The sequence below is a fragment of the Timaviella obliquedivisa GSE-PSE-MK23-08B genome, from assembly GCA_019358855.1.
Lineage (GTDB): Bacteria > Cyanobacteriota > Cyanobacteriia > Elainellales > Elainellaceae > Timaviella > Timaviella obliquedivisa.
On record JAHHII010000003.1, the window covers coordinates 295,908 to 312,738 of the forward strand.

The 16,831-nt window shown below is 48.6% G+C and carries 16 protein-coding genes; 8 read left to right on the plus strand and 8 right to left on the minus strand.

What is annotated here, in order from left to right:
- Positions 1–12 precede the first annotated feature (12 nt).
- Complete coding sequence (locus KME11_07310; GenBank protein MBW4515016.1) at positions 13–894, minus strand: metallophosphoesterase; 882 nt, start codon at positions 892–894, stop codon at positions 13–15.
- A gap of 527 nt (positions 895–1,421) precedes the next feature.
- On the opposite strand from KME11_07310, the gene KME11_07315 reads away from it, so the two are divergent.
- The 4 genes from KME11_07315 to KME11_07330 are packed head-to-tail and all read left to right on the plus strand — an operon-like array spanning position 1,422 to position 7,479.
- The gene (locus KME11_07315) at positions 1,422–2,171 is read left to right on the plus strand and encodes a peptidylprolyl isomerase (protein MBW4515017.1); all 750 of its coding nucleotides are present in this window, start codon (positions 1,422–1,424) and stop codon (positions 2,169–2,171) included.
- Positions 2,168–5,155, plus strand: coding sequence for a peptidase domain-containing ABC transporter (locus KME11_07320; protein MBW4515018.1), 2,988 nt, complete (start codon positions 2,168–2,170; stop codon positions 5,153–5,155). The genes KME11_07315 and KME11_07320 overlap by 4 nt, the downstream gene beginning before the upstream one ends.
- Before the next feature lie 57 nt (positions 5,156–5,212).
- Positions 5,213–6,796 (plus strand): HlyD family efflux transporter periplasmic adaptor subunit, encoded by a 1,584-nt coding sequence (locus KME11_07325; protein MBW4515019.1) that lies wholly within the window; start codon positions 5,213–5,215, stop codon positions 6,794–6,796.
- 41 nt (positions 6,797–6,837) lie between these two features.
- On the plus strand, positions 6,838–7,479 hold the full coding sequence (locus tag KME11_07330) for a hypothetical protein (protein MBW4515020.1): 642 nt from the start codon (positions 6,838–6,840) through the stop codon (positions 7,477–7,479).
- Between the two features lie 2 nt (positions 7,480–7,481).
- Here the strand turns inward: KME11_07330 and mutY are convergent, their stop codons facing one another.
- On the minus strand, positions 7,482–8,549 hold the full coding sequence (mutY, locus tag KME11_07335; GenBank protein ID MBW4515021.1) for an A/G-specific adenine glycosylase: 1,068 nt from the start codon (positions 8,547–8,549) through the stop codon (positions 7,482–7,484).
- A 117-nt stretch (positions 8,550–8,666) separates the two neighbouring features.
- On the opposite strand from mutY, the gene grxC reads away from it, so the two are divergent.
- Positions 8,667–8,975, plus strand: coding sequence for a glutaredoxin 3 (grxC, locus tag KME11_07340; GenBank protein ID MBW4515022.1), 309 nt, complete (start codon positions 8,667–8,669; stop codon positions 8,973–8,975).
- Between the two features lie 4 nt (positions 8,976–8,979).
- A complete protein-coding gene (tadA, locus tag KME11_07345; protein ID MBW4515023.1) occupies positions 8,980–9,504 on the plus strand; it encodes a tRNA adenosine(34) deaminase TadA in 525 nt (174 codons plus the stop codon).
- Here tadA and KME11_07350 read toward each other — a convergent pair.
- From KME11_07350 to KME11_07365, 4 genes are all read right to left on the minus strand, one after another.
- Positions 9,496–9,837: a DUF760 domain-containing protein gene (locus KME11_07350; protein ID MBW4515024.1), complete on the minus strand. Its 342-nt coding sequence runs from the start codon at positions 9,835–9,837 to the stop codon at positions 9,496–9,498. The genes tadA and KME11_07350 overlap by 9 nt on opposite strands.
- A gap of 154 nt (positions 9,838–9,991) precedes the next feature.
- On the minus strand, positions 9,992–10,432 hold the full coding sequence (locus KME11_07355; protein MBW4515025.1) for an FxLYD domain-containing protein: 441 nt from the start codon (positions 10,430–10,432) through the stop codon (positions 9,992–9,994).
- A gap of 302 nt (positions 10,433–10,734) precedes the next feature.
- On the minus strand, positions 10,735–12,723 hold the full coding sequence (locus KME11_07360; GenBank protein ID MBW4515026.1) for a flotillin family protein: 1,989 nt from the start codon (positions 12,721–12,723) through the stop codon (positions 10,735–10,737).
- Positions 12,724–12,734: 11 nt separating this feature from the next.
- Positions 12,735–13,427, minus strand: coding sequence for a YqiJ family protein (locus KME11_07365; GenBank protein MBW4515027.1), 693 nt, complete (start codon positions 13,425–13,427; stop codon positions 12,735–12,737).
- A gap of 131 nt (positions 13,428–13,558) precedes the next feature.
- Here KME11_07365 and KME11_07370 point away from each other — a divergent pair, with 131 nt between their 5' ends.
- Positions 13,559–13,906: a VOC family protein gene (locus KME11_07370; GenBank protein MBW4515028.1), complete on the plus strand. Its 348-nt coding sequence runs from the start codon at positions 13,559–13,561 to the stop codon at positions 13,904–13,906.
- Between the two features lie 47 nt (positions 13,907–13,953).
- Here KME11_07370 and KME11_07375 read toward each other — a convergent pair whose 3' ends face one another.
- The gene (locus KME11_07375; protein MBW4515029.1) at positions 13,954–14,823 is read right to left on the minus strand and encodes a hypothetical protein; all 870 of its coding nucleotides are present in this window, start codon (positions 14,821–14,823) and stop codon (positions 13,954–13,956) included.
- Positions 14,824–15,434: 611 nt separating this feature from the next.
- On the opposite strand from KME11_07375, the gene KME11_07380 reads away from it, so the two are divergent.
- Positions 15,435–16,292, plus strand: a complete 858-nt coding sequence (locus KME11_07380) for a DUF1350 family protein (protein MBW4515030.1) — start codon at positions 15,435–15,437, stop codon at positions 16,290–16,292.
- Here KME11_07380 and KME11_07385 read toward each other — a convergent pair.
- Positions 16,263–16,829 carry an adenylate kinase gene (locus KME11_07385; protein MBW4515031.1) on the minus strand — a complete coding sequence of 189 codons (567 nt, stop codon included), beginning with the start codon at positions 16,827–16,829 and terminating at the stop codon, positions 16,263–16,265. The genes KME11_07380 and KME11_07385 overlap by 30 nt on opposite strands.
- Between the last annotated feature and the right edge of the window lie 2 nt (positions 16,830–16,831).

A 16,831-nucleotide genomic window follows, 5' to 3' on the forward strand; every position in this document is an offset into this window, starting at 1 on the left:
AATCAAGTGAAATTAACCTGTCGTTAAGCTTATGGCGGAGGGCTTATTGCGGTGACGGATAGGTTTGGCAATTAAGGTGATGATGGTTACTTCGGGGGGGCAAAATAGCCGCCCAGGTGCATATGTGCCTAGTCCTCTATTGACATAAAGGGTGTTTGTGCCCACTGCGTGCAGACCTTCTGACCATTCCCAATGACGCACAATACGGTTGCTTTTGCCTTGTGAAAATGGTAGCCACGGGTGGAGTAAGGGAGCTATGTGAGTTCTACCTAGCTCTAGCCATCTGACTATTGGTCCTAGCCCTGGAATAACAATTTGTCCGCCGTGGGTATGCCCAGAAAGTTGTAAATCGACTCGCCAAGCTTGTAGCGGCACGGCGCTGTCAGGATTGTGAGAAAGAACAAGCCGGGGAACGGAGGCGGGAATTTTGGGAAAAACAGAGGCAGGGTCAAATTCGCGTGACCAAAAGTCTGCTAAGCCCACTAGAGGAAATTGTGTCCCCCAAGGATAGGCGATTTGATTCCAGAGAACATGAATACTGACCTGAGTTAAGGCGTTAGTCACCGTCGCTTTAAAGCCAGGTCGATAGTGGTCATGATTCCCTAATATGGCATAGATACCCAGTTGGCTTTGAAGCTGCTGAAGCGATCGCGCCAATGCTTCCATAGGTGCTGTGGAATCGGTAATGTAGTCACCCGTTAACACAACTAGGTCAGGCTTGGCTTGGTTACTAGTGGCGATCGCCTCTGCCAACAGTTCGTCAGAGAGCCTGAGTCCGTCATAGTGCAAATCCGAGAGTTGCACGACCCTGGTTCCCTCTAAAGATTCGGGTAATCCAGCAATTTCAATCGTTAGTCTTTCAACAGCCAATGACCCTGCCAAAATCTTGTGCATAAAACCGAAGGTGACTCCTAATCATTAAATGAGATTGTCCTCCGCAGGAATGCAGTATTGCAGTCGCGTCTATGAGGAGCAAGCATTCAAAGTTTAGCCTCTGTGAAATGAGGTTGAGGTCAGGCAAACTAGATTTCTAAAGGTCGATTTAGGGGATTGACCTAGGTTTTGAGCAGGGCATTTGTATTCAGTAATACTTGATGTCTTAAATTTCTAAACACGGGTAATACTTTATACTTTTCATCGATCTAAGTTATTCGATACTCTGCCGATTTAAGATGTTCTTGCTGAATTTATTCGACACTGCCAAGATCCTGATAACTTTTATGCGAAACTGCACTAAGGCATACGTTTTCCGGCAATATAGGGCTGGGTAACTATCTACAGGCACACTTTATTTTTTGTCTACTCTTTGAATTTTTAAGTAGTTTGAATAAACTGAGTGGGAAGCATTGCTAAGGAATTAGGGCAAGTTCTAAAGTGTGCAGTTAATTTCGTGCCTACCTGAATGTAGAGACTTAAATTAGATGGCTGTAGTTTTGCAAATTGATAATCGTTCAATCACGGCTGAAGAAGTCTTGCCTTTGCTGGCAGGTTATCAAATGATGCCGCGATTGGTGCAGGAAATCTTAATTGACCAGGCGATCGCGCCTATTGAATGTACTCCTGAAGAAAATGCCCAGGCAACAGAATATTTCCAGACCCAAAATGAAATTACCTCAGAAGACGATCGCCAAGCTTGGTTAGGGCGATATGGTATGACTTCGCAACAGCTTGACTCCCTCGCCACACGGGATTTGCGAATTGACAAATTTAAACAAAAAGTTTGGGGACCGAAAGTCGAGTCTTACTTCCTCAGCCGTAAAAACCAGTTGGATAAAGTGATTTATTCGCTGATTCGCACTCAAGATGTAGGCATTGCCCAGGAAATTTATTTTCGGGTACTAGAAGGTGAACAAACCTTTGCCGAACTCGCACGCACTTATTCTCAGGGCCCGGAGGCACAAACCGATGGGTTAATTGGTCCGGTAGAACTAAGTGTGCCTCACCCTGTGTTGGCGCAATTATTGTCTCTGAGTCAGCCGGGTCAAATCAGTGCGCCGACTAGGGTTGGTGAGTGGCTAGTTTTGGTTCGTCTGGAGAAATTCATTCCGGCACAACTTGATGATCCAATGCGTCGTCGCTTACTTGATGAATGTTTTAACACTTGGCTTCAAGAACAACTCTCAAAGCTTCAGCCCCTAGCTACTCATACTCTCGCCCCCAGCGTCTCATGACTTACACAAAATCTAGTGTCCAAGATTTTTTGGTGACTGTTCCCCCTTTCGACCAACTCTCTTCGACAGCCCTCGACTTTTTGACTGAGCGAATGCAAATGCTGCGCTATCGCATGGGGCAGGCGGTGCTAGTTCGGGACAAAATGCCTGCGCAAGTGTCGGTTCTATTTCAAGGGCATGTGCGATCGCTTGCCTACGATCCTCGGACACAGCGCCCCGTCACTTTGGGCATTTTGAAGCCGGGAGACATTTTGGGCTGGGTAGGCTTAGTGAGAGGTGTGGCATGTGAAACGGCGATCGCTTCTACAGAAACGATTTGTCTCACCCTTTCTGCTGCTGACTTCATGCTGTTGTTAGAACGAGAGCCTGAACTAGCGATCGCCTTTCGTAAACAGTGTCCGCTGATTGAAGTTTTTGATTTACTCGGTGCAGAGCTACATCGGCAAGCAAACGGAGATGCCAACCTGAAAGAACTGGCATTTCAAGCAGAAACCGAAGCCGTAGTTTGCAACATTCCCCCTGGCAAAATTCCTGTCCATCAGCTAGAGGCTGAGCGAATTTGGCTAGTGAGTGGCGGCGGCAAGGTGAACGACTTACCCGTTAGCAGTCGGATCGACACTGCCAGTGGCGCTGACCTAGAAGTGACGGGCGATCGGGCTGCCCGGCTGATTGGTTTTCCGGTGTCGATGACCGAGAAAATTGATACTGAGGAGTCCCTGGATGAGGCACAAGCCGTCCATGCTGAAGTTGTAGATGTTGACATTCCCTACGCTCCCGATCGCCCACCAGAGCCAGATCCAGCGTATGGCAGAAATTTCAACGATTCTAAAATTCCTCAAAGGTATCCCCACATTCGGGGGCGAGGGCAGTTAGATTCGGCAACGGCTTGTATTCAAATGCTTTGCCTACACCTCAATACGCCTTTCCGCAAAGACGTGATTCGGCGCGTGTTAGTCAATCAGCAAGAGCGCAGCGGCGAAATTTCCCTAGAGCTTTGTGGCGCAGTTTCTGAAATGTTGGGTCTGCACGCTCAGTTAGTTACTGTTCCCGCCAATGCCGTCGGTCGCTTAGAAGCGCCTGCCATGGTGATGTGGCAAGAAAATGTGGCGCTGTTGTATGAAGCCAGCGAGAAAGAACTGGTCATTGGTGTTCCCGAACTGGGCATCATTCGGCGCAAACCTTCTGAGTTCGCCTCGACCTGGGGCGATCGCGGCGAGGTTTTGCTGATTAAGCCAACCTCTCAAACGCCCCAAAAGCGCTTCAGCCTAGAGTGGTTTTTGCCTGCTGTGCAGAAACATCGGAAGGTGCTGTTTGAGGTATTTGTTGCTTCGTTTTTTGTGCAGCTTTTTGCCCTCGCCAATCCCCTCATGGTGCAGGTGATCATTGATAAGGTGATCGTTCAAAACAGTGCCGACACGCTGAATGTGTTGGGGATCTTCTTAATTGGACTGGCGATCGCCGAAGCTATTCTCACCACTTTGCGAACCTACCTGTTTGTAGACACCACCAACCGTATCGACATGACGCTGGGGTCAGAAATTATTGACCATCTGCTGCGTCTGCCTCTCCGCTACTTTGAAAAGCGCCCTGTGGGTGAACTGGCAACCCGAATTAACGAACTCGAAAACATTCGGAGTTTCTTGACGGGTACTGCTCTCACTGTAGTCCTGGATGCGATCTTCTCTGTGATCTACATCGTGGTCATGCTGTTCTATAGCTGGCTGCTGACGCTAGTGGCGTTGGCGACCGTGCCACTGTTTATTCTGCTAGCAGTCGTTGCTTCACCCCTAATTCGGAACCAACTCCGGGTCAAAGCCGAGCGCAACGCCGAAACCCAGTCTTACCTGGTAGAAGTTGTCTCTGGCATTCAGACTGTCAAAGCTCAAAACATGGAACTACGAGCTAGATGGCAGTGGCAGCAGCGCTACGGTCGCTATGTCAGCGCGGGCTTTAAAACAGTTCTGACTTCAACCACTGCGGGTTCAGCGAGTAACTTTCTGAACCAGCTTTCGGGTTTGCTGGTGCTGTGGGTAGGGGCTTCTTTGGTACTAGATCAGCAGATGTCTTTAGGTCAACTAATTGCCTTTCGGATTATCTCAGGCTACGTGACTAGCCCATTACTTCGATTGGCACAACTTTGGCAGAACTTCCAAGAAGTAGGGCTTTCCATTGAGCGCCTAAGCGACATTGTAGATGCTGCACCCGAAGCCAACGAACTCGATCGCCAAAATATTCCCATGCCTCCGATCGTAGGAAACGTGCGGTTTGACGATGTGCTATTTCGGTTTGGCACAAGTGGGCCCTGGCAGCTTAACGGCGTAAGTTTGGATTTTGCCGCTGGCTCGTTTGTTGGCATCGTTGGGCAGAGCGGTTCGGGTAAAAGTACCATGATGAAGCTGCTGCCCCGCTTGTATGACTTAGAATCTGGGCGGATTGTGATCGATGGTTACGACATTGCCAAGGTGGAGTTGTACTCGCTGCGGCAACAGGTCGGCATTGTGCCCCAAGATACGCTGTTATTCGATGGCTCTGTTCAGGAAAATATCGCCCTCACCTGCCCCAACGCCTCTTCCGATGAAATTATTAAGGCTGCTAAAGCGGCAGCGGCTCATGAATTCATCATGGAGTTGCCCAATGGCTACAATACTAGGGTAGGAGAACGAGGTTCGGCTCTATCAGGGGGGCAGCGCCAACGCATTGCGATCGCTCGAACTGTTCTTCAGAACCCTAATTTACTGATTTTAGACGAAGCAACTAGCGCCCTAGATTACGACTCTGAACGCCAGGTTTGCCTCAATCTTGCTGAAGTGTTTGCCGATCGCACCGTATTCTTCATTACGCACCGCTTAAGCACCATTAAAAATGCAGATGTGATTCTACTAATGGACAAAGGCTCAGCCGTTGAAATGGGCACCCACGATGAACTGATGGCATTGAAAGGACGGTACTTCTGTCTCTATCAACAACAAGAATCTGAAATGTAATATTGCTGCTCGCCCATCTCTCAGTTATCTACATCCCAGTTAAAGGAGGCTTCGGCAATGGTTAATAAGCAAAACGGCAATGGCAATGGCGCTGGTAAAACGAATGGCAATGGCAACGGTAAAACCAATAGCTTAGGGCTGGCTTTAGCGACCGATCGCTCGACTAAAGTTCGGGTGGGTGCATCAGATGCAGGACAAATTACTCGTACCGAAGTCTTCGATCAGCCTGTTGTGTTGCAGCAAACTAACCTCTGGTCGCGGGCGATCGTTTGGGGAATTGTTGGCGTAACGTCCTTTATGCTCATTTGGGCTTCCTTTGCCAAAATTGACGAAGCCGTACCTGCCCCCGGACAACTCAAGCCTCAAGGAAGTGTCCAGCCCGTCCAGGCTCCAGTCGGCGGCGTGGTGGAAGAAATCTTGGTCAAAGACGGTCAGCGAGTCAAGCGAGGCGATGTGCTGATTCGGATGGATACCACGGCGGCTGAGGCGGAACGGAGGTCAAGCCAACAGATCTTGGCATCTTTGGAGCGCCAAAATCAGTTCTATCGTTCTCAATTGGGTGGCGTTAATGCGCCTGCTGTGGGAGTCAATGTTCCTCCAGAAATTTTGGCGCTCGCTACCAATCGCGCTGCTTTAATTGACGAAACCCGCTTGTACGAGGCTCAGCTTGGCGGCGATTCGACTGCTTCTGGGTTGTCGGCAGCGCAACGGGTGCGAATCCAGGCAGGCTTGCGGGAGTCAGACACGCGGTCTTCGGCGGCTCAGTTTGAGGTGGCTCAGTTGCAACAGCAGCTTAGCCAAGCCAAGAGCCAGCTTGTTGCTGCGCAAAAAAATCTCACGATTGATGAAAGTATTTATGGACGGCTTAAGGAGCTTTCCATTCAAGGTGGCATTGGTACCCTCCAAGTCGATCGCCAGGAGCAGCAATTATTAGAGTCGCGCAATGAGGTCGATCGCCTGGTGCAAGAGATGGCGCGCCTAGAGTACGCGATCGCTGGAGCCAATGAGAAAATGCAAAATACAATGGCGGTGACCGACACCGACGTATTGGGCAAAATTGCCGAAAACCAAAAGCAGCTAGCCAGCATCGATACTCAGCTAAATAAAGCGATCGTGGATAACGACGCGCAAATTGCTGAACTTAAAAATAAGCTGAGTCAGACTTCGGTCACTTTAAAGTATCAAGAACTGCGCGCGCCAGTAGACGGCGTTGTGTTTGATATGAAAGCTAAAGGCACTGGATTTGTTGCCACTACCAGCGAACCGATTGTGCAAATTGTGCCGGGTGATGGTCTGGTAGCTGAGGTCTATGTGACGAATGCGGATGTGGGTTTTGTCCGTCAAGGCATGATTGTCGATGTGCGGGTTGATTCGTTCCCGTTTAGTGAATTTGGGGATATCAAGGGCGAGGTGCTACAAATTGGCTCTGACGCTTTGCCACCCGACCCAGAGCATAATTTCTATCGCTTTCCCATCAAAATCAGGCTCGACAAACAGTATATTGAAACGGCTGGGCAACAGATTCCAATCCAGTCGGGGATGTCGGTGAGCGCCAATATCAAGATTCGTAAACGCACGGTGATGACGATTGTTACCGACCAGTTTACTCGCAAGGTCGATAGTTTCCAGAATGTACGGTAGAGGTGGATATTTTGGAGACTGAACTTAATCTCTAGAAACTTGTGATTGAAACTTTTAAAGCTGCAAAGGTAACGTGGCTACTCTTAACGCTGTTGTCTGCTCCGGCGATCGCCCACAACGTTGAGATTGCTGGAGAGATTGCTGGAACCTGGCATATTGAGCCTGACCACAATCCTAGAGCGGGAGAGCCTGCGAAAGTTTGGGTGGCTTTGACGCGGAAAGGGGGCGAGATTCTGCCCTTGGAACAGGCAAATTGCAACCTAGCAGTCTACTCGCAGCCCGATAAAGATGGCGATCCGCCCATTCTACAGCCGCCGTTGAAAGCGATCGCGGTTGAGGAATATCAGGGAATTCCAGGAACAGATGTGGTTTTCCCGGCGCCAGGGCTGTATGAAATGAAATTGAACTGTACGCCCAAAACCGCAGGCACATTTGAAGCGTTTGAGATGCAGTCTGAAGTAACAGTGGCAGCAGGAACTGCCCAAAACTTGCCCCTGCCACAAAACTCACCCATGCCAACAGTGGCGCAGTCTCCTCAGAATCGAGTCGATACCGATCGCTCAGATGAGGTGCACAGCAGTAAGCCGTCTGATCAGCAGGGAACAGTAATTTTTTGGGCGATTCCCATTGTTCTAGGATTGGGGTTTCTAAAGGTTTTGTCCGATCGCTCGACAAAATCTTAACCTTATCCTTCACCGCGAATTGCCTCAATAATTCGCACATTGGCTTGGGGAAAGGGAAAGTGGTCTAGATCTTCGACAGTAACCCAACGGATTTCTTCACATTCAAGGGGTTGGGGAATGCCGCTGAGGAACTGGCAGTGGTGAACGTTAAGAGTAACGCGGAAATGGCTGTAGGCATGATCGAGGGTGATAAGGCGATCGCCAACGGTAATTTCAATGCCTAACTCTTCACGTATTTCTCGAATAATGCACTCTTCTATGGTTTCCCCGGATTCTACTTTGCCCCCCGGAAATTCCCAGAGTCCGCCCAGTAGCCCTTCTTGACGACGGCGATCGATTAAAATTTGTCCTTGCTCGTTCCAAATGACAGCAACGCCAATCGATTTATGAGGAATAGCAGCACGGCTTTCAGTCATAGGAATTTCGGATTGTTTGTTCAAATTGTAAGCCTGACAGTGCGTTTGCCAGGGGCAACAGAAGCAAGATGGATGTTTGGGTGTGCAAACGGTTGCACCCAGATCCATTAAGGCTTGATTGAAGTCGCGGGGGTACTGCGGGTCGAGCAGTTCGGTAGAGTGCTGCCATAAAGTGCTCAGAGCTTTGTGAGGCGGCACAGGCAGGGCAATAAGACGAGCGAGAACTCGTTTAACGTTGCCATCCAAAATCGGCGTAGCTTGGTTAAATGACGCGCTAAGAATACCGCCCGCAGTGGTTCGTCCGATGCCCGGTAAAGTCGTGACGATCGCCAGGTCAGTGGGAAAAATGCCGTTGTGGTGAGTCGCAATAATTTGTGCCGCGCGGTGCAGGTTGCGGGCGCGGGCATAATACCCTAAGCCTTGCCAAGCTTTAAGGACTTGCTGTTGGTCGGCGGCGGCAAGTGGAGCGATCGCCGGGAACCAGTCTAGCCATCTTTCGTAGTACGGAATAACCGTTTTGACCTGGGTTTGTTGTAGCATGACTTCCGAGATCCAGATGGCGTAGGGATCTTGGGTTTTTCGCCAAGGCAAAATCCGACCAGCAGTAGCGTACCAGTCGAGTAACGATTGACGGAGGCGAAGAACTTGCAACATGAACCAAAAGTAGGAAGCAGATTTGCTGCGATCGCCAGCGATCATCAGTCTGCCATATCGTTAGTCTGCTATATCGTCAGCCTACGTCTAAAATGATCATTAGCGCTAGTGAAAACCATGCTGAATTCAATCAACTCGCTTCTCGGTCGTCATCCCGAAAAAATGACTGCCAACGTAGAGATTTACACCTGGCAAACTTGCCCCTTCTGCATCCGTGCCAAAATGCTACTGAAGTGGAAAGGAGTAAAGTTCACAGAATATAAAATTGATGGTGATGAAACAGCCCGATCGCAAATGGCTGAGCGATCGCAAGGCAAACGTTCCGTTCCACAGATTTTTGTTAACCAGCAGCATATTGGCGGCTGTGATGATTTGTATCGGTTAGATGGACAGGGCAAGCTTGATCCGCTGCTGATGGAGGGCTAGAGCGATCGAACCCCAGATTCCGCTGCCTCTAATTGAACATCCCGACTATTTAAAGCACCGTGCCTGGATGAAACGGGCGATCGCGCTTGCCGCTGCTGCCGGAGCCGCTGGAGAAGTACCCGTTGGCGCTGTAGTAGTAGATGCCCAGAGTAATCTCATTGCTGAGGGCGAAAACCGCCGCGAACGAGATCATGATCCCACTGCTCACGCGGAAATATTGGCACTGCGATCGGCGGGTCAAGCCTTGCAGTCCTGGCACTTAGAACAATGCACACTCTATGTCACGCTCGAACCCTGCCCCATGTGTGCAGGCGCACTCATCAATGCTCGATTAGGGCTATTAATCTATGGGGCAGACGATCCGAAAGCGGGAGCAGTTCGCACAGTTACTAATTTGCCAGACAGTGCGTGTTCTAATCATCGTTTGCGGGTGATGGGGGGAATTCTAGAGACGGCTTGCCGACAACAGTTGCAGGACTGGTTTCAGCAAAGACGACACGCTAGTAAAAGCGATCGTCCTTTAGCTTGACTGCTCTTCATCCAAGGAACCTACTTGCATCGCTGCTTCAAAATTCATTCTTTGCTCAGCATTGCGCAAGAAGTAGCCGCTCATCATTGCTGAGGCAACTAACCGACCCAGCTGTTGGCGGCTAGTTGTGATCGTGACATCAAAATGCTCTAGGGGTAGGGCACCCAGCATCCCAATAATGTTGCGCTCCATCACTTGCAGAACTTCTTGAGAATCAGGTTTAGCAAGTCGTGCCGCTGTCTCAGGACTCATCGATTGGACGTATTGCCAAAGAGGGTTGCTGGCTTCGCCACCTTCAAAAAGCTCTGAAACTTGGTTAGTTGAGTCGTTCATGTTCAATGACCTCGAAGGGCTTTTGTCTTGCTTCCTAATGTAGCAATTTGTTACAACCCTCTAAAGTGGGCGGAACCGAACTGAGTATGGGGGTTATGCTCACCTGATGCCTTGTAAGCCTTTGAACAAATTGTGGCTTTCAAATTATTTGCAACTACTTGCGAACCTGGCGACTAAACCCTGAGGCTTTGAATTGCTCTAGCTTGAGTGGGGTGGGCTGATTTGCAGGAACGCTAATGCGAATTTCAAAGGTGCTTTTACCGGGAGGAATTTCGGGAACGCCGCCTAGTCGAGTGCGGTTTTGCATCACTGAGTTGCCGTTAGCATCATAAATGCGCCCAAAGATATCGGCATCCATAACAGGTTTGCCAGAGGTATTGTTGGCGGTTCCGGTCACGATAAAGCAATTGGCGGTCATGCTGCTACCTGAGGCGATCGCGCCTTCAGCAACGTCTCCGGGGCAATCATGATAGTCAATGTTAGAGACGGGGATCTGGGTAACAGCGAGGGCAGCAGGGGCGATCGCCCAACTGCAAACCCATAAGCAGCACGATAAACCGATTGCTAAAAATTGAAATCTTATAGAGCGATTCATAAGGTTTTACAAGAGGAGTGATCGCTTTTAGCTTACCGCGAATCTTTGGGGCAAGACGTGGGGCGATCGCTCAGGGTCATTAGGGAGTTGCGTGAAAATAAAACTCCAATGGGATGCATTGACTTATCAGCCCCCTAAATCCCCCATTCTGGGGGACTTTGACAGGTTCGGAAGTCCCCCAGAATGGGGGATTTAGGGGGCGGTTCGGGGCGTTATTTAATTGCAACTCCCTTAGCTCTAACTCCGAGGATAATAAAATTTCAGGCTTCCTGAGCATAGAAGCCTAGTAGAATCTTGCCAATTTAATCAAGTATGGCAACAGGTCGATCGCTCAAGGAATCGATATGAGCGAGAGGTAAGCCTTCTGAAGTCTCAGCTTTGGGCTTTTGGCTTAACAACTGCCCGACCTGTCCTACTAACGCGCCCAATTTTCCTTCGTCCAACAGTGTGTTAATTAATGCTAATCCGCTAGTAGACATCAATAGCTTGCTAATGTCTGCTGTGCCGCTGCCATTTGCGCCGGGAAATGCGTAGACTCGAGCATCGCCAATGACACCGGGTTGAGGGGCAAGTGCTTGAACAATTTCTGGTAGCTTCTCTGCAAGTTCGGGCCAGATGGTCATGAAGGTGTCGGCGACTAGCTTAGAGTTGTCCAACGCATTTTTAGCGATGACTTGGGCTTGTAGTCCTTCCGATTGCGCGATCGCCCCATCTCGATTAGCATCTGCCAGCATCCGAATGGCTTCCGCTTCTAGCACCGCTGCTTCCTTAGCCGTTTCTGCCTGGCGCCGCCGCCGATAACCGTCAATTTCAACGACGTTCTGGGCTTCAATCCGGCGTTCTTCGGCTTCTCGCTGGGCAGCAATAGTCGAAAGTTGGCGCTTTCGTTCTGCGCCTTCAACTTCGGTGGCGGTCAGCACTCCGGCTTCGGCTTTGGCGCGTTGGGCTTCAGCTTGAAAGCTTTCTTTGCGTTTGTTAGCCAAAGCGATCGCCACATCTTCTTGAGCAAGGCGGGCGAGTTTCTCGGAATCGGCAATTTGCACCTGAGCATCCAATCGGCTGGCATCCACTAGGCGTTGCCGATTAATTTCGGCAATTTCAGATTGCTGTTGCTGAAGTGCCTGCGCTACTTTGAAAAGTTTGTTCCGTTCTTCTAGTTCAATATCGGCATCAATCTGGCTCTGTTGAATGCCCAGTTTACGACGAATTTCTTCTTCTTCAACGGCTTTCTCCTGCAAAATCCGAGTGCGTTCAGTTAATGCTGTTTCTTGAGATTTGGCTTCCTGAATTTCTCGCTCTCGTCTAGCTTTAAGCGTCTCAATTTGCAGTTGTTGCTCCAGTTTTGCAGCTTCTTTCTCTTGAACAATTTGGAGCGATCGCTTCTGTGCATCCAGTTCTTTTTGCTCGATCGCCACCTGCGTGGTTAATTCTACTTCTCGCTTTTGCTGAATCGATCGCTGAATCGTCTCAGTCCGTAATCGCACGCCCTGCACATCAAAGAAATTATTCGTGTCGTAGGTATCGCTTTCTTGGATTTCAGAAATAGCGATGTTATTCAGCGTCAAACCCACCTTGCCCAAATCCTGCTGCACCAAGTTTAAAACTTCTTGCGCAAACCCCAGTTTGTCTGAATCAATTTCTGCCAAACTCTTGGTTTTTGCCGCTGCCCGAATCGCATCATCGGCTCGTTTTTCTAGGGCGTTTTTAATATCGTCAGGGGTAATTTTGTTTCCCTGGGATAATCTTGCGGCAGCTGTCAGCACATCTCCTTCTGAGGCGCTAATGCAAACATAGAAAGTCACACGCATATCTGCCCGCAAATAGTCTTGGGTGCGAACAGCTAATTTACCGGTTCTTTCTACATCAATGGAGATTTCTCGTAACGGCACACGAGTCAGTTCATGGAACCCTGGCAAGACAACACAGCCGCCATTGAGAATAACGGTTTTTCCTTTAGCAAATACGCCTCCGGTGCGCACAAATGCTTCGTTGTTAGGCGTAATGACGTAAACGCGAGTATACGCCCAAATACTCAGCAGCAGCAGGAAAATTAATCCGCCTGCTATTCCTGGAAAAACTAACATCGGACTGACTTGACCGACCACAGGTTGGCGAGGAACAGGCATGAGTTGAGACGCGATCGGGTGAGACACGATCGGGTGAGACGCAATCGGGCTGGAAACTTCAGAATGAAATAAATTCACTTTATCGATCGCCACTGGATCAATCATTGTGACTGGATCAATCGAGAGCGTGGGCAGAGCTTGAATAAACGTGAGCCAAAATAACATGGGTCAATTACCTAGCGAGAGTTGTGTGTACTAAACCAGTAATCTTGGTCGGAACTGTCTTGGCAGATCACGATATAGGCTTCGGCAGTTCGTTCAATGACCAAAACCTTAATGCCGCGTTCAGGAATAACCGTCGCCCAATCAGGCAAAATAGCGTTAACTGTGACCAAGTTGTGGGCGGAATCTAGCACATCGACTTGACCCACTTTCCCTTCAGAGGCTGAAGGAATGCGAGCCGTGCTCACCGAGCCTAAGCAACCAATCAGGCGATCGCCACTCGTCTCTTCACCAAATGCCGTAAAAATCTTACCCACAGGCTTGGCAATCTGTCCTCCGAGCACTAGAGCACTTATCAATGCCACTACCAGCGCTACAGTTCCTCCGCCTACAGTTCCTCCACCCACTGCAACGTTGATCATCCAGCCCAGCAAACCCCAAAGGCTTAAATCGGTCGCCAGCAGCAAAATGAGAGGCGCTTTTCCAATTCCTATCCAGCCCAAAGTTTGAGCCAGGTTGAAGTCTCCGCCCCCGTTTGCATCGGCATCACCGCCCACGTCAGCATCACTGTCTAGATCGGCATCGCCATCTATGTCCGCATCACTATCACCATCGCCGCCACCGGAGACGATCACAAACACAAACAGTGCCACGCCCATTCCCAGGAGTATCCAGTAGGGCAGGTTAGAACTATCAAAAAGCGGCATAGGGTTTATGGCAAAGAGTGGGAAATTAGGGAAGAAGTTTGCCAGAGATTACCCTCCCTTCTGCTAGTTCCCCACTCATTTAGAATAGAATCAGGTTAAAACGACAAGGTTTGTAATATTTCTTAGATCCTATGCAACTCAAACGAATCGGGCATGTTGCCATCTGTGTTAAAGATCTTGTGAAAGCCGCTCAGTTTTATCAAAACTTAGGTATGGAGCTGGTTTGGCAAGATCCAGATTGGGCGTATTTGAAAGCGGGTGAGGATGGTTTGGCATTGCTAAGTCCACACTATGACCAGGCAGGGCCACACTTTGGGTTTATGTTCAGCGATCGCGCTGAGGTAGAAGCAGCTTACGATCGCCTCAAAGCCAATGGCGTTCATCTCACCCCCATCCACGAGCATCGAGACGGCACGGCTTCCTTCTATGGGCGTGATTTGGACAACAATTGGTTCGAGTATCTATACGAACCAGCCTGAACCAGCCGCCAGCGAGATTACTTATTCCTTAAAACATCAGCAGGTTTCTAGCCAGTGTATTGGGTGGTAGAAGGGATTGCTTCAACAAACGCCTGATAGCGATGAGGAGCAATATTTGCTTTTGCTGAAATCATGACAGCAATATTTTCAGCGTCTATTTCTTGAAAAAAGCTTGCAAGCTCCTCATCCGAAAGACCCACAGGGTTCCAGTATTCTTTGCAAATGGGTCGATCATTCCAAAAGTGCCCAGAGTTCTCCTTCAATACAAACTCGACAAAAGCACCGTACAACATATACTCTGACAATTCCCACGAAGAACAGAGTGTTTCTAAAAAATCTCGCCCTGAAACTTGTTCAATATGGCGATGCATTTTCAAGACGTTATCCCGTTTCCAGGTGACAATGCCGCCAACGTAGTAGGGGGTAGGCTTAACAGGTAAACCCAAGAGCTTAGCAACAGATTTTTCCCAGGGAGTCACGGGGCGATCTTGATCGATATCTACCCGGAATAACCTAACCTGCGAGTCTTGCACAAAATTTTGCAAGCTAAACGGACGAATAAAAGCTAAATCAGAGTCTACAAAGGTCATGACATCTTGGCTGATGTGCTGCCCAACACTGATTTTCACCAGCTGCTGCACAACCCAGTTCCGTACAGGTGGAGTTTTCAAACTCAGCCAGCCGTTTTTAATAAAAGGCAATTTGATCAGCCATTTAGGCAAAATTGACTCGACGGTAATGACTTCAGTATGCGGACTTTGGAGTTGCTTAAAGAGGGGAAAGTCTTTACGGGTAACAATAATGTAATGGGTTACGGGAGGCTGGCAAAACTGCTGAACACTCCAAGCTAGAAGTTTACAGCGCTCAAAATCTGGCGTGTAGCTGGGAGTAATGAGGGCAAACTGGGGATTCTTCATGGGCACATCCAGTAAATGGGATCAGTTACAGTTCTTTGATTCTGGTTAATTTTGTAAACTTAATGGGGTCTGCTTTGTCTGGTAGGTTTGTCCTACTTGCTTGAAAAATGCTTAGATTTATAGGCTCTATATATTGTCGTATCAGTTTAGGGAAAACTTTTTTAATTTAACCTATGCTACTGTGGCTTTTTATCTAAGTCTACAAGGACATGCTTCGTCTATCTAAAATCTTCGTGAAGTTAAGATTGAGGCTGTTGAAGTGTACCTGAGTTAATTTCTCTAAATCTTGGTCAATTAAATTTGGTGAATTAAATAAAGCTAAAGATTGCCCTTGAAGTTAGAAAGTACCCATGTGCCCAATGTGCTTAAAACCAATGTGCTTAAAAGACGCTGAACATTGAACAGTCCTAATTTTTTAGTTCACTGATGACTCTGAGCGATCGCAATCACGTGCAATCACGCATTGAGCGAGGACTTGCATTCTTGCTAGGGTTGCTCAGTTCATTTTTCTACTCTCTTTTAATCTGTTGAAACAACATCTGCTTAACCAGCGGGAAAATCCTCTCTTTTTTCATTACGATAAAGAAGTATTCCTGAGGCAGCGTTAAGGTATGGAGTGGCAAGAAGTTTACGGCAATTGGGTTTTAGTTCCCCCTCGTCCTTTAGCGATCGCTCATTTTCTAGGCGGTGCGTTTGTTGCTGCTGCGCCTCAAGTTACTTATCGGGCACTGCTAGAGTTTTTGGCAAGTCAGGGCTTTGCGGTGGTTGCCACTCCGTTTGTCAATACGTTTGACCATACGGCGATCGCTCAACGAGTCATGCGTAACTCTAACTTAGCGCTCGATTACCTTGAAAATGACGTGATTAAGCGGCGATTGCCAATCTATGGTGTGGGTCATAGCATGGGCTGTAAGCTGCATGTGCTGATTGGCAGTTTGTATCCTCAAGAACGAGCCGGAAACGTGCTGATCTCGTTCAATAACTATCCTGCCAAACGTTCTATTCCCATGTTAGAGCAGATGACGCAGTTCTCTCAAGGGGCATCCCAATTTGCGTCTCAGTTCGCATCTCAATTTTCTCCCCAAATCCCGGCTCAATTTTTTCCTCAGTTTGTTGCACCTGATCTAAATGTGGAGTTTACTCCGTCTCCTGAAGAAACCAACGAACTGATTGCGACTCATTACCAAGTTCGTCGCAATTTGCTGATCAAGTTTCGCAATGATGATATTGATCAAACGCGATCGCTCCATACTGCTTTACTAGCGCGCTTTCCTGAACTGACATCAGTTCAAATTCTCAAGGGTACTCATACCACGCCGCTAGGACACGATGTGAATTGGAAAACCACAGAATTTTCGCCGTTGGATGCGATCGGACAATTTGTGCGGCAAGAAGTTTACCGCGATCTCAATGAGCTTAAAGCAACCATTTTGCTGTGGTTAGACCCAACGAGAATGCGCGATCGCTAGTTGAGATAGCCAATTCTCGGTGAGGTGGGGCGACTGGAATTGCATGATATTGAGATGCTGATAGTCTGGCTGTTGAAATAGAGACGGATACTTGCGTTGATTTTTTGAGTAGGTGGTGAGCATCCAGCAAAGAATGGAATCTCGATCGAAAAAGGTTTTCCTAACGCTTTCGTAGTTGCCGTTGCAGCATTCCTCTTGGGTGATTATGCGCTTAACGGTTCGTTGGAGCGATCGCCTAAAAACGATATGGAACGGGTAATTAAGCCAAATTACAGTATCGGCTCGGCTCCAAACCAAGTCTCGAACTTTACTGTAATTACCATCTACCACCCAGCGATCGCCTTCTAATGCCAGCCTCACTCGCTCTTGAAATATATTAACTGGAACGGCTGTCCAGTTGGGTTCCCACTGGAGTTGATCTAATTCCACATGGGGTAGTTCACAGGTTTCAGCAACTTTTTTTGCCAACGTTGTTTTTCCTGATCCAGTAGTACCAACGATCGAAATGCGTTGACCTCTAAGGACTGTGTTGCTCATAG